Source organism: Arthrobacter sp. CG_A4, from assembly GCF_035985125.1.
GTDB lineage: Bacteria > Actinomycetota > Actinomycetes > Actinomycetales > Micrococcaceae > Arthrobacter.
This window is the reverse complement of the sequence record NZ_JAXCID010000004.1, coordinates 46,781-59,294: the sequence shown is the minus strand read 5'-3', so window position 1 is coordinate 59,294 and position 12,514 is coordinate 46,781. Positions and strand designations below refer to the sequence as shown.

The window sequence follows — 12,514 nt, the reverse complement described above, 5'->3', positions numbered from 1 at the left end:
GATGGGACAACATTACTCCCGCCGCGCCCGCGGGCCGGTCCAGATGGTGTTCAACCGCTGATCAGGGCGTGGTTAGTGGGTGCGCCGAACATTTGAGACAATGGCAGGGTGAACCGAGCATCCTTGGATAAGCGTCCGGACGAAGTAGCCACGATGTTTGACGACGTCGCCCCCAAATACGACGTCGTCAACGATGTCCTGTCGATGGGCCAGACGCGCCGTTGGCGCAAGGTTGTGGTCGAAGCCATGGATGTGAAGGCCGGACAGCGGGTGCTCGATCTCGCCGCCGGCACGGGCACCTCCAGCGAACCGTATGCCGACGCCGGCGTCGACGTGATCGCTTGCGACTTCTCGCTGGGCATGCTCAAGGTCGGCAAGCGCCGCCGCCCCGACATCGACTTCATCGCCGGTGACGCCACCCGCCTGCCGTTCGCGGACAACACCTTCGACGCCAGCACCATCTCCTTCGGCCTGCGCAACGTCAACGAGCCGAAGAAGGCCCTGGCCGAGATGCTCCGGGTCACCAAGCCCGGCGGCAAGCTGGTCATCGCCGAGTTCTCCCAGCCCGTGGTCCCACTGTGGCGCACCATGTACACCGAATACCTCATGCGCGCGCTGCCCGCGATCGCCGTCAAGGTCTCCTCCAACCCGGACGCCTACGTCTACCTCGCCGAGTCCATCCGCGCCTGGCCGGACCAGGACCACCTCGCGGCCTGGCTGCAGGAAGCCGGCTGGGACAAGGTCTCCTACCGCAACCTCAGCGGCGGCATCGTCGCCGTGCACCGCGCCCAAAAGCCGCTGGCCGGCCCCGCAAGTGATCCCGCCAAGGCGGCCGCGGCGCTGGCCGCCCACACCGGACCGGTGGCGAAGCTGCGCCGCAACATCACCCGACCCGCGCGATAGAAGACAGCCGCCGTGAATGTACTGATCGTCGGAGCAGGTCCGGCAGGGTCCACTGCTGCGTACTACCTGGCGCAGGCGGGCCTTGACGTCACGGTGCTGGAGAAGACCAGCTTCCCCCGCGAGAAGGTCTGCGGCGACGGCCTCACCCCGCGGGCCGTCCGCGAAATCCAGAAGCTCGGCCTGCCGCACCCTGAAGCGGACGGCTGGCGGCGGAACAAGGGCCTGCGGCTGATCGCCGGCGGCCGCAGCATCGAACTTCCCTGGCCCGAGGTCTCCGATTTTCCGCAGTACGGCCTGATCCGCACCCGGCTGGGATTCGACGAGGAACTGGCCCGGCACGCCCAGTCCGCCGGCGCCGTCGTGCTGGAACGCCACAGCGTCACCGAAGCCCTCCGCTCCGAGGACGGCCGGGTGACCGGAGTCCGCGCCGCCCTGCTGGACGAGTCCGGCCGCAAGACCGGCGAAACCCGCGACTTCGCCGCCGACGTGGTCCTCGCCGCGGACGGCAACTCCAGCCGCACCGCCGTGTCGCTGGGCATCCGGAAGCGCGACGACCGCCCGCTCGGCGTGGCCGTCCGCACCTACTTCACCAGCCCGCGCCACAACGACGAGTGGATGGAAGGCTGGCTGGAGCTCCGTTCACCGGCTTCCCACGGCCGGGGCGCTCGGCGCGGGGCCCGCGCCGGCTCTCTGGGCCGCGACGGGAAGCTGCTGCCCGGCTACGGCTGGGTCTTCGGCGTCGGCGACGGCACCTCCAATGTGGGCCTGGGCATCCTGAACTCCTCCAAAGAATTCGGCAAGCTCGATTACAAGCAGGTCCTGCGCGAATGGACCGCCGGAATGCCCGCCGAGTGGGGCTTCACCCCCGAAAACCAGGTGGGCGAGATCCGCGGCGCCGCGCTGCCGATGGGCTTCAACCGCACCCCGCACTACTCGCCCGGACTGCTGCTGCTCGGCGACGCGGGCGGCATGGTCTCCCCGTTCAACGGCGAGGGCATCTCGTATGCCATGGAGTCCGCCCGTTTCGCGGCCGAGTTCATCATCGACGGCGCCGCCCGCTCGGCCTCCGCCGGCTGGACCGGGGCCGACGCCGACGCGCACCTCTCGCGGTACGCGGACTATGTGCGGGATCAGTGGGGATCGCACTTCACCCTGGGCCGCGCCTTCGCCGCGCTGATCGGCAAACCGGCTGTCATGAAACTGGCCCTCCGGACGGGCATGCCCATCCCCGTACTGATGCGCTTTGTGGTGCGGCTGCTGGCCAACCTCACCGATCCCGCCGCCAAGGGCTTCGAGGACCGCGTGATCCGGGTCCTGGAATCGCTGGTCCCGGCCACGTCCAACCAGGCTCTGTCCAACCAGGCCACGTCCACCCAGGCTCTGTCCAACCAGGCCCCGTCCACCCAGGCCCTGTCCACCCAGGCCCCGTCCACCCAGGCCCCGTCCAACCAGGCTCTGTCCAACCAGGCTCTGTCCACCCAGGCCCTGTCCGGCACGGGCGGCTCATCGCGCCCCGGCACCAACTCCGCGGATTCCGCAACAAAAGTTAGGGTTAACCCGTGACCAACTCCGCAGACCACAGCTGGACGCACGCCGGACACGGCCTGCCGAGCTCTGAACCCGATCTGAACACCACCGCCATCGCCACCGGGCTGCAGCTGCCGGCCGGCTTCGCCGCGATCGCGGGGGACCCCGAACTGGGCCCCGCGATCACCACCAACCTGGCGCGCGTGGAGAAGAAGCTCCGCGAAGCCATCGCCAACTCGGATCCGCTGGCTGACGCAACGTCGCGCCACCTCGTGGAAGCCGGCGGCAAGCGCATCCGGCCGCTGCTGACCCTGCTCTGCGCCCACCTCGGCGACGCCTCCCGGCCGGCCGTGGTGCAGGCCGCCGTCGTGGTGGAACTGACCCACCTGGCGACGCTCTATCACGACGACGTCATGGATTCCGCGCCGTTCCGCCGCGGCGCCCCCACGGCGCATGAGGTCTGGGGTAACTCGGTGGCCGTCCTGACCGGCGACCTGATCTTTGCCCGGGCCTCCATCCTGGTGTCCGAGCTCGGTTCCCGCGCGCTCGGCATCCAGGCCCGGACCTTTGAACGGCTCTGCCTGGGCCAGCTGCACGAAACTGTGGGTCCGCGCCCGGACGAGGATCCGGTGGAGCATTATCTGTCCGTCATCGCGGACAAGACCGGCTCGCTGGTGGCGGCCTCCGGACAGCTCGGCGCGATCTTCTCCGGCGCCGATGAGGCCTACGAGCCGATGCTGGTTGAGTACGGCGAGAAGGTGGGCGTGGCCTTCCAGCTCGCCGACGACGTCATCGACGTCACCGGCGTCAAGGTCAAGTCCGGCAAGTCCCCGGGCACCGACCTGCGCGAAGGGGTGCCGACGCTACCCGTTCTGCTGCTGCGGAAGGCCGCCGAAAGCGGCGACCGGTCCGCCGTCGAACTCCTGAAGCTTATTGACGGTGACCTCAGCTCCGACGAGGCGCTGGCCGCCGCCGTCGCGGGCCTGCGCGAGCATCCCGTCACGGCGGAATCCTGGGTGGTGGCCCGGGCCTGGGCCGACGAGGCGATTGCCGCCCTCGCCCCGCTTCCCGAGGGAGTGGTCAAGACCTCGCTGGCCAACTTCGCGCTGGCCGTAGTGGACCGCGCCAGCTAGCAGTCATTTTCGTTAGTTCGTCGGGGGTCAGACGGAGCCTGGACCGTTCCGCGCCGCGGGGGACATGCCCATTCTTCGGACCCGGGACTGGGCATATTGACACTATGTCCACCCGCTGGCCCCGGCGCGGGGCATGTCCCTTTGGGCCGGTGTCCAGTCCTCGGGGGACATGCCCATTCTTCGGACCCGGGATTGAGCATAACGGCACTATGTCCACCCGCTGGCCCCGGCGCGGGGCATGTCCCGGGGTCCGGCCACCGCGCTCAGACCCCCGACGAACTAGCGAAAATGCCAGCTAGCGGGTCTCGGCCCGGGCTCATCCGATTAAACGGAATGGCCCCGGTTCCTCACAACGTTACGAGTCATCCGTTGTGTCGAACCGGGGCCATTTCTCCGTTCGCATCAGATCCACCGGAGGCATTTAGTGAACCCATGAATGAGACTATGACAAAATTGTCATGTTGTCTACAGGGTAGAGCTAGAACTTCACAAAGGCTGTGACGGAAGGGCGGCAGAGATGAGGACTTCTGCCGCCGCGCGCGCGTGCCGGGCCGGTTCCACGGTGCCTAAGATGGCCGCCGTACTGATGGCGCCCTCGGCCAGGATGGCAAGCTGCGGCGCGAGGCCGGGCGGCGCCCCCGCCTCGGAGGCAAGTAAGAAGACGAACTCCTGGAAGCCTGCCTTCTGCTCCCGGGCGATTTCGGCCACGCGCCCCGATGTGACGCCAAGCTCGCCGAAGGAATTGATGAACGCGCACCCACGGAAGCCCTCGGAGGCGAACCAGCCGGCCAGGAAGTCGTAGATTGCCAGCAACCGTTCCCTCGGCTCGACGGCCGCATCAACCGCAGCGCCGATACCGGCAGACCACGCACGCCGCCAGTCGAGCAGGACCGCTTCCACGATGGCATCCTTCGACGGAAAGAGCCGGTACAGCCGCTTGAGCGGGATCCCCGATGCCGTCCGCAACTCGTCCATCCCCACAGCATGGATGCCCCGGGCATAGAAAAGGCCGGCTGCTGCCTCGATCACCCGGGCCCTTGCTGCGAGATCCGCAGCCGACGGCGGCAGCCCAGCGGCCGCGACGATGGTTGCGGGGTTGGTCATTCCTGATTTCCTCCAGGTCGGGCTTGCGTGGATAACGTTCGTTCTCTATATTAGTTCATAGGCCTGAGAACGTGCGTTCTCGCCGGTTCCTGATGCGAGGGCACGATGAACACTTTTGAACTGGACAGGCCGGCCCCGCTGGCGGCAGCCGGGCACCTTGTAGACCTCGACGCCACGGCCGGACACTCCGACGCCGGAGACGAAGACGCGGGGCACCCGGACGCCGGCGCCGCGTTCGACGCCGATCCCGAGCAGGAAGTCCTCGCCGGGCTCCTCCGGTCCACCGCGCAGGGTGATCCGGATTCCTTCACGGACTTCTACCGGCGGACCTCCGCCCGGGTCCACGGACTGGTGCGCAGGGTCCTGGTGGATCCGGGGCTCAGCGAAGAGGTCACCCAGGAGATTTTCTTGGGCGTCTGGCAGGATGCCGGCAAATTCGACCACGCGCTCGGCAGCCCGTTGGGATGGCTCATGACTATCGCACACCGGCGGGCCGTGGACAGGGTCAGGTCATACCAAAGCAGCACAAACCGCGACGAACGCTGGGCTTCGGCCTCGCACGTTGTTGCCCATGACGAGGTGGCCGAGACCGTCGCGGGAAGGATCGAATCCCGAGCCCTGCTGGCTTCCATATCCGCGCTGCCTGCGCTCCAGCGCGAATCGATCGCGCTGGCCTACTTCGGCTGCCTGACGTACCGGGAAGTTGCCGAACGGCTGGCGGCCCCCTTGCCGACGGTCAAGTCCAGAATCAGGGATGGCCTGCGGCTGCTGCGCGTCGAGCTGGAAACGGCCTGAACCGGGCGGGGCGGCCTAGTCCTCTTCTTCGTCGTTGAAGGCCCACTCGAACATGTCGAAGACAAACTCGGAGAAGGTTCCTTCTTCGCTCTTCCACTGGCCACGGGAGTTGTTGCGGCGCCACACAATGGGGTCCGGGACGCTGAGGTCGCCCACGCGGAAGCCCCAGGTGAACTGTTCTTCCTCGTCCTCAAGGAACATCAGGAAGCCCTCGTCGTCAACTTCGAGCTCTTCGGGATCCCAGAAGTAGTGGTAGGCCTCCATGAGGTCCTCGCAGCCGCCAAGGGCCACATAGAATTCGCGCAATACCAGCGGGACCTGGAACTGGTGCTCGGCGAGGGCCGCATCCAGCTCGCCTGCCGGCAGCCCGTCATCTTCCTGCCATTCGTCTTCGAGATACTTCGGAACAAGCGCGCGGAATTTCTCGAGGAACATGTCAGTCATGGGTCTTATCCTAGCTAATCCCTGGCTCCACTTTCCGCCGTGTCCAGTCCCAGGCGGTGCCAGCCGCGGACCGCCAGCGGAACGTGCCAGTGGCGCCGCCAGGCGGTGACGCGGAAGGCGAAAACGACGGCGGCCACGGCACCTGCAGTCACCGCGTTGAAGGTCCCCGTGACGGACAGGAGGACCGTCAGGGCCGCCCCGGCGAACGCAGGCAGCGCATAGAGGTCCTTCGGATCGAACAGCTGAGGCACCTCATTGGCGGTGATGTCCCGCAACAGGCCGCCGCCCACCGCCGTCGTGACCCCGAGGAGTACCGCCGCAATAGGGTGCATCCCCGCGGACAGCGCCGTGAGGGCGCCGGTGATACAGAACAGCGCCAGGCCGCCGGCGTCGAACAGGACCAGCAGAGAGGTGTAGCGCTGGAAGCTCGAGAACAGGAAATACACGAGCACCGTGGCGAGCAGCGGAGGCGTCAGGTACGCCGGGTTAGTGAAGGCCGCGGGCGGGCCGGCGTTGATGATGATGTCGCGGATGACGCCCCCGCCCAGGCTGACCACCGAGGCCAGCAGCAGGGAACCGATGATGTCGAACTGTTTCCGCGCCGCGAGGAGGGAGCCGGAGACCGCGAAGAAGAAGACACCCGCCAGGTCCAGCCAGACCAGGACAAGGCTAAAGGAAAAAGTCATGAAGCGTCCCGGATCGATAGCAAGGGGGCGGATAGGGCGGCTCCAAGGCTACGCTAACGGCTATGAATAGCCCCATCCTGATCGCCTGCGCCCACGGAACCTCCAGTGCCCTCGGAGCCGCGGAGGTCACCGCCCTCCGTGACGGGATCGCCGCCCTGCGGCCCGGCCTCGACGTCCGCGGGGCCTACGTCGACGTGCAGGACCCCGACCTGCCCGCCGTGGTCGCGGGGCTCCCGGCGGGGGAGACCGCCGTCGTCGTGCCGCTGCTGCTGAGCGTCGGCTACCACGTCAAGGTGGACATCGCCCGGGCCGTCAAGAGCCGGCCCGGCACCCTCGCGGCTGCCCCGCTGGGGCCTGATCCGCGGCTGGCGGCCCTGCTGGACCAGCGGCTGCGGGAGGCCGGCGTGATCGATAGCGACAACGTGATCCTCGCCGCCGCCGGTTCCTCGGACCCCACCGCCGCGCAGAACGTGGAGGAGCTTGCCGGACAGCTGCGGGCACTGCGGCCCAACCGGATCATTCCGGCGTTCGGCGCCTCGGCCAAGCCGTCGGTGCAGGACGCCGTGCGCGCACTGCGCGAGGAGGGCGCCCTGGTGGCCGCAGGGCCGCAAGGCCGGGTGGTCATCGCCTCCTACTTGCTGGCCCACGGATTCTTTCACGACCAGCTGGCCGAGGCCGGCGCGGACCTCGTCACGGCGCCCCTGCTGCCCTCCCCGGTGCTCGCCGAGATTGCGCTGGAGCGCTTCGACGCAGCCCTGGCGGCGGGGGGCTGAACTGGGTCCAGACGAGGAAAATCATGCACAGCGGCCGCGCCGGATCAAGGCCTGCCGGCGCTTCGTGACGAAATGTTGCCCTCGGTGACCCCGCGTTTCTGACCCTTTGTGACGGCGCTACGGCCCGCCCTACAGTCGATCCATGACTGATACAGCTCTAGCCGGAGCGTCCCCGGACCAGGCTGCCGCAGGCCGCGCCAAACGACCCGCCCGCCCCGCCGCGAAGCCGCACGGGCAGTGGAAGGTGGACGGAACCGCCCCGCTGAACGCCAATGAAACCTGGAAGCAGGAGGACAACGGGCTGAACGTCCGCGAGCGTATCGAGTCGGTTTACGCCAAGCACGGCTTCGACTCGATCGAGAGCACTGACCTGCACGGGCGCTTCCGCTGGTGGGGGCTCTACACCCAGCGCAAGCCCGGGATCGACGGCGGCAAGACCGCCACCCTGGAGCCGCACGAGCTGGAAGACAAGTACTTCATGCTGCGGGTGAGGATCGACGGCGGCGCCCTCACCACCGGGCAGCTGCGCGTCATCGGCCAGATCTCCGTGGACTTCGCCCGCGGCTCGGCCGACCTCACCGACCGGCAGAACATCCAGCTGCACTGGATCCGGGTCGAGGACATGCCGGAGATCTGGCGCCGCCTCGAATCCGTGGGCCTATCCACCACCGAAGCCTGCGGCGACGTACCCCGCGTCATCCTTGGCTCCCCGGTTGCCGGCATCGCCAAGGACGAGATTATCGACCCCACGCCGCTGATCCACGAACTCGCCGCACGCTTCATCGGCGACCCGGACCTGGCCAACCTGCCGCGCAAATTCAAGACCGCCATCACCGGCCACCCCAGCCAGGACGTGGTCCACGAGATCAACGACATCGGTCTTGTGGGCATGGTCCACCCCGAACTTGGGATCGGCTACGACCTCTGGGTGGGCGGCGCGCTCTCCACCAACCCGATGCTGGGCAAGCGGCTCGGCGCGTTCGTGAAACCGGACCAGGCGGCCGACGTCTGGCTCGGCGTCACCAGCATCTTCCGCGACTACGGTTACCGGCGGATGCGCACCAAGGCCCGGCTGAAGTTCCTGCTGGCCGACTGGGGGACAGAGAAGTTCCGCAAAGTCCTCGAGGACGAATACCTCGGCTACACACTCGACGACGGCCCCGCCGCGCCCAAACCCTCCAGCCCGGGTGACCACATCGGCGTGCACGAACAGAAGGACGGCAAGTTCTTCATCGGTGCCACGCCGGTGGCCGGCCGGCTCTCCGGCAGCCAGCTGGTGACGCTCGCCGCCACCCTGGAAGCCCGCGGCTCACAGCGGGTGCGGACCACCCCGCACCAGAAGCTGGTGGTCCTCGACGTGCCCAAGGACCAGGTGGAATCGCTCGTGGCCGAACTCGACGCCCTGGGCCTCTCCGCCCGGCCGTCCGTGTTCCGCCGCGGCACCATCGCCTGCACCGGCATCGAATACTGCAAACTCGCCATCGTCGAAACCAAGGTCACCGCAGCCACTGCGGTCGCCGAGCTGGAACGCCGGCTCGCCGACCTGGTGGAGTCCCGGCAGCTGCCGCAGGCACTGTCCCTGCACATCAACGGCTGCCCCAACTCCTGCGCCCGCATCCAGACCGCGGACATCGGCCTCAAGGGCATGATGCTGCCCACGCCCGACGGCGACCCCACCCCGGGTTTCCAGGTCCACCTCGGCGGCGGGCTGGCTTCCCTCGACCGCGAGGAAGCGGGCCTCGGGCGCACCGTCCGCGGCCTCAAAGTCACGGCGGAGGAGCTGCCCGACTATGTGGAACGCGTGGTCCGGAAGTTTGTGGCCGACCGCACCGAAGGCCAGACCTTCGCCGAATGGGCCTTCGCCGCCGAGGAGGATGATTTGCAGTGAATCCCCAACCGCTCCGGTCCCACGACGAGCTCAAGATGATCGCCGAGGCCGGCGCCGCCGAGCTGGGCTGGGACGCCCCGGCCCGCGATGTGATCGCCTGGGTGGCCCGCAACTTCGAGCTCCCCGCCGTCGCCGTCGCCTGCTCCATGGCCGACGCCGTCCTGCCGGCGCTCGTCGCGGACCAGCTTCCCGGCGTCGACGTCCTGTTCCTGGAGACCGGCTACCACTTCCCGGAAACCTATGCCACGCGCGACGACGTGGCCGCGAACCTCCGCGTCAACGTGGTCGATGTGCTCCCGGAGAACACTGTGGAGCAGCAGGACAGGCTCCTCGGCAAGGACCTCTTCGCCCGCGACCCCGCCCAGTGCTGCGCGCTGCGCAAGGTGGCGCCGCTGCGCCGCACCCTGGCGGGTTACGAACTCTGGTTCACCGGGGTCCGCCGCGACGAGGCACCCACCCGTACCAACACCCCGCTGGTCACTTGGGACGACACCAACGGCCTGGTCAAGGTCAACCCGGTGGCGGCCTGGAGCTTCGACCAGCTGGTCCAGTACTCGAACGACTTTCTCCTGCCCGTCAACCCGCTGCTTTCACAGGGCTACCCGTCCATTGGCTGCCAGCCCTGCACCCGCAAGGTGGCGCCGGGCGACGACGCCCGCGCCGGCCGCTGGGCAGGAACCGACAAGACAGAATGCGGGCTACACGTATGAGCAATGTTGAGACTTTCGTGGCCGTCGACCCCGATGCCGCCCCCGTCACCCCCGCCTCCACAGCAGATGCCGCCCCCGCCCCTGCGCCGCGCGGCATCCGTCCTTCGGACGATGCGCGCGGCTCCGACAGGCCCGAAGCCACTCCCGGGGCGGCATCTGCTGTTCCGGCTCAGCGGTCGGGTCGCCTGTCGTCTTTGGACACGCTGGAGTCCGAGGCGATTCATATCATCCGGGAGGTTGTTGCCGAGTTTGAGAGGCCAGCGCTGCTGTTTTCCGGCGGCAAGGATTCCGTGGTGATGCTGCATCTGGCCACCAAGGCGTTTTGGCCTGGCAGGGTTCCGTTTCCGGTGCTGCATGTGGACACCGGGCACAATTTTCCCGAGGTCATCGAATTCCGCGACCGGACGGTGGAGCGGCTGGGGCTGAAGCTCGTCGTCGGCTCCGTGCAGGAGTTCATCGATTCCGGCGAGCTGGCCGAGCGCGCCGACGGCACCCGCAACCCGCTGCAGACCGTACCGCTGCTGGACGCGATCCGGCGCAACACGTTCGACGCCGTCTTCGGCGGCGGCCGCCGGGACGAGGACAAGGCCCGGGCGAAGGAACGCATCCTGAGCCTGCGCGACGAGTTTGGCCAGTGGGATCCGCGCAACCAGCGCCCGGAGCTATGGAACCTCTACAACGGCCGGCACACCGTGGGCCAGCACGTCCGCGCCTTCCCGATCAGCAACTGGACCGAGCTGGACATCTGGCGCTACATCGAGCGCGAGGGCATCGAACTGCCCGGCCTCTACTACGCCCACCGCCGTGAAGTTTTTGCCCGCGACGGCATGTGGCGCGCCGTCGGCGAGGTCTCCCGGCCCCGCGACAACGAACCGGTCATCACCAAGACCGTCCGCTACCGGACCGTCGGCGACATGTCCTGCACCGGCGCCGTCGAATCCGCCGCCGCCACCGTGCGAGACGTCGTGACTGAAGTTGCCGCCTCCACCATCACCGAACGTGGCGCCACCCGGGCCGATGACCGCATCTCCGAGGCAGCCATGGAAGACCGCAAGAAGGACGGCTATTTCTAATGAGCACCGACACTTTGCTTCCCGCCGCTGACCTGGATGTCCTCGCCCACGCTTCCCTGTTCCGCTTCGCCACCGCCGGCTCGGTCGACGACGGTAAATCCACCCTGGTGGGGCGGCTCCTGCACGACTCCAAGGCCATCCTCGCCGACCAGCTCGACGCCGTCGCCCGCACCTCGGCGGACCGCGGTTTCGGCGGTGACGGTGCCACCGACCCCAACGGGAAACAGCGGATCGACCTCGCACTGCTCACCGACGGCCTGCGCGCCGAGCGGGAACAGGGCATCACCATCGACGTCGCCTACCGCTACTTCGCCACGGACCGGCGCAGCTTCATCCTCGCGGACTGCCCCGGGCATGTGCAGTACACCAAGAACACGGTGACCGGCGCGTCCACTGCGGACGCCGTCGTCGTGCTCATTGACGCCCGCAAGGGTGTCCTGGAGCAGACCCGCCGGCACCTGTCCGTGCTGGCGCTGCTGCGCGTGGCGCACGTAATTGTGGCCGTGAACAAGATCGACCTGGTGGACTTCAGCGAGGCCGTGTTCCGCGGGATTGAAGCGGAGGTGCAGGAGGTGGGCCGGGAGCTGGGGCTGGGCCGTGACGATTCAACTGCGGGCGGGGTCGCTGACCTGCTGGTGGTTCCGGTGTCCGCGCTCGACGGCGACAACGTGGTGGACCGCTCGGACCGCACACCCTGGTACGGCGGGCCGGCCCTGCTCAAAGTCCTCGAGACCCTGCCGGCCGCGGACGAACTGGACAGCCACCTGGAGAGCTTCCGCTTCCCTGTCCAGCTGGTCATCCGGCCGCAGGGCGCGCTGGCGCCGGACGCGATTGCCGGCGGGCTCGACGCCGAGGCGTACCGCGACTACCGCGCCTACGCCGGTCAGATCACCGAGGGCTCGGTGAAACTCGGGGACAAGGTCAGCGTTCTGACCCCGGGCCAGGCCCCCCGCACCACGACGGTGACCGGCATCGACTTCGCGGGTTCCGAACTCGGCGAGGCGATGGCCCCGCAGTCCGTGGCCCTGCGCCTTGCCGGGGAGTTCGACGTCGCCCGCGGTGACACCATCGCGGCGGCCGGGCCCGCCGGCGGCACAGTACCGGAAGCCACGGCGGACCTGTACGCCGCGTTGTGCTGGCTTTCGCCGAAGCCGCTCCGCGAAGGTGCCAAGGTGCTGGTCAAGCACGGCACCCGCACGGTCCAGGCGCTGGTCCGGAACGTGACGGGAAAGCTGGACCTCACCACCTTCGGGCTGGAGCCCAGCTCCACCCTGGAGCTCAACGACATCGGCCACGCCCAGCTGCGGCTCGCCGCGCCGCTGCCGGTGGAGAACTACCTGCACCACCGCCGCACCGGCGCCTTCCTGGTGATTGATCCGCTGGACGGCAACACTCTCGCCGCAGGCCTGGTGAAGGACCACCCCGGCGACCACGAGGACGAGCGCTACTCCATCTGAGTGCGCCCGTCGGGCTCCCGG

The 12,514-nt window shown here is 68.2% G+C and carries 11 protein-coding genes and 1 pseudogene; 9 read left to right on the top strand and 3 right to left on the bottom strand.

Features of this window, described 5'->3' with window-relative positions; genetic code table 11:
* Positions 1-108: 108 nt before the first annotated feature.
* From RCH07_RS02995 to RCH07_RS02985, 3 genes and pseudogenes are all read left to right on the top strand, one after another.
* A complete protein-coding gene (locus RCH07_RS02995; RefSeq protein WP_326965982.1) occupies positions 109-903 on the top strand; it encodes a demethylmenaquinone methyltransferase in 795 nt (264 codons plus the stop codon).
* A gap of 12 nt (positions 904-915) precedes the next feature.
* Positions 916-2,271: pseudogene (locus RCH07_RS02990) on the top strand (geranylgeranyl reductase family protein); the annotation flags it as partial.
* Between the two features lie 191 nt (positions 2,272-2,462).
* Entirely contained in the window at positions 2,463-3,563 is a 1,101-nt protein-coding gene (locus RCH07_RS02985; protein WP_326965981.1) for a polyprenyl synthetase family protein, read from the top strand.
* Between the two features lie 486 nt (positions 3,564-4,049).
* Here RCH07_RS02985 and RCH07_RS02980 read toward each other — a convergent pair whose 3' ends face one another.
* Positions 4,050-4,667 (bottom strand): TetR/AcrR family transcriptional regulator, encoded by a 618-nt coding sequence (locus RCH07_RS02980; RefSeq protein ID WP_326965980.1) that lies wholly within the window; start codon positions 4,665-4,667, stop codon positions 4,050-4,052.
* 105 nt (positions 4,668-4,772) lie between these two features.
* On the opposite strand from RCH07_RS02980, the gene sigK reads away from it, so the two are divergent.
* Positions 4,773-5,462, top strand: coding sequence for an ECF RNA polymerase sigma factor SigK (sigK, locus tag RCH07_RS02975; protein ID WP_326965979.1), 690 nt, complete (start codon positions 4,773-4,775; stop codon positions 5,460-5,462).
* A gap of 15 nt (positions 5,463-5,477) precedes the next feature.
* Here sigK and RCH07_RS02970 read toward each other — a convergent pair whose 3' ends face one another.
* Both RCH07_RS02970 and RCH07_RS02965 read right to left on the bottom strand, forming a co-directional pair.
* The gene (locus RCH07_RS02970; protein ID WP_326965978.1) at positions 5,478-5,906 is read right to left on the bottom strand and encodes a hypothetical protein; all 429 of its coding nucleotides are present in this window, start codon (positions 5,904-5,906) and stop codon (positions 5,478-5,480) included.
* A gap of 14 nt (positions 5,907-5,920) precedes the next feature.
* Positions 5,921-6,592 carry a trimeric intracellular cation channel family protein gene (locus RCH07_RS02965; protein ID WP_326965977.1) on the bottom strand — a complete coding sequence of 224 codons (672 nt, stop codon included), beginning with the start codon at positions 6,590-6,592 and terminating at the stop codon, positions 5,921-5,923.
* Positions 6,593-6,654: 62 nt separating this feature from the next.
* On the opposite strand from RCH07_RS02965, the gene RCH07_RS02960 reads away from it, so the two are divergent.
* The 5 genes from RCH07_RS02960 to RCH07_RS02940 all read left to right on the top strand — a co-directional run bounded on the left by RCH07_RS02960 (position 6,655) and on the right by RCH07_RS02940 (position 12,493).
* Positions 6,655-7,365: a sirohydrochlorin chelatase gene (locus RCH07_RS02960; RefSeq protein WP_326965976.1), complete on the top strand. Its 711-nt coding sequence runs from the start codon at positions 6,655-6,657 to the stop codon at positions 7,363-7,365.
* 142 nt (positions 7,366-7,507) lie between these two features.
* Entirely contained in the window at positions 7,508-9,253 is a 1,746-nt protein-coding gene (locus RCH07_RS02955; protein ID WP_326965975.1) for a nitrite/sulfite reductase, read from the top strand.
* 35 nt (positions 9,254-9,288) lie between these two features.
* Positions 9,289-9,963, top strand: coding sequence for a phosphoadenylyl-sulfate reductase (locus RCH07_RS02950; protein WP_326966049.1), 675 nt, complete (start codon positions 9,289-9,291; stop codon positions 9,961-9,963).
* Positions 9,960-11,036 (top strand): sulfate adenylyltransferase subunit CysD, encoded by a 1,077-nt coding sequence (gene cysD, locus RCH07_RS02945; RefSeq protein ID WP_326965974.1) that lies wholly within the window; start codon positions 9,960-9,962, stop codon positions 11,034-11,036. Before RCH07_RS02950 ends, cysD begins: the two co-directional genes overlap by 4 nt.
* A complete protein-coding gene (locus RCH07_RS02940; protein ID WP_326965973.1) occupies positions 11,036-12,493 on the top strand; it encodes a sulfate adenylyltransferase subunit 1 in 1,458 nt (485 codons plus the stop codon). Before cysD ends, RCH07_RS02940 begins: the two co-directional genes overlap by 1 nt.
* Positions 12,494-12,514: the final 21 nt, after the last annotated feature.

Excerpts from the sequence above, each read along its gene's own strand:
- RCH07_RS02940 (WP_326965973.1), top strand. The coding sequence starts at position 11,036 with ATGAGCACCGACACTTTGCTTCCCGCCGCTGACCTGGATGTCCTCGCC.
- RCH07_RS02980 (WP_326965980.1), bottom strand. The coding sequence starts at position 4,667 with ATGACCAACCCCGCAACCATCGTCGCGGCCGCTGGGCTGCCGCCGTCG.
- RCH07_RS02960 (WP_326965976.1), top strand. The coding sequence starts at position 6,655 with ATGAATAGCCCCATCCTGATCGCCTGCGCCCACGGAACCTCCAGTGCC.
- cysD (WP_326965974.1), top strand. The coding sequence starts at position 9,960 with ATGAGCAATGTTGAGACTTTCGTGGCCGTCGACCCCGATGCCGCCCCC.
- RCH07_RS02955 (WP_326965975.1), top strand. The coding sequence starts at position 7,508 with ATGACTGATACAGCTCTAGCCGGAGCGTCCCCGGACCAGGCTGCCGCA.
- RCH07_RS02970 (WP_326965978.1), bottom strand. The coding sequence starts at position 5,906 with ATGACTGACATGTTCCTCGAGAAATTCCGCGCGCTTGTTCCGAAGTAT.
- RCH07_RS02950 (WP_326966049.1), top strand. The coding sequence starts at position 9,289 with ATGATCGCCGAGGCCGGCGCCGCCGAGCTGGGCTGGGACGCCCCGGCC.
- RCH07_RS02965 (WP_326965977.1), bottom strand. The coding sequence starts at position 6,592 with ATGACTTTTTCCTTTAGCCTTGTCCTGGTCTGGCTGGACCTGGCGGGT.
- sigK (WP_326965979.1), top strand. The coding sequence starts at position 4,773 with ATGAACACTTTTGAACTGGACAGGCCGGCCCCGCTGGCGGCAGCCGGG.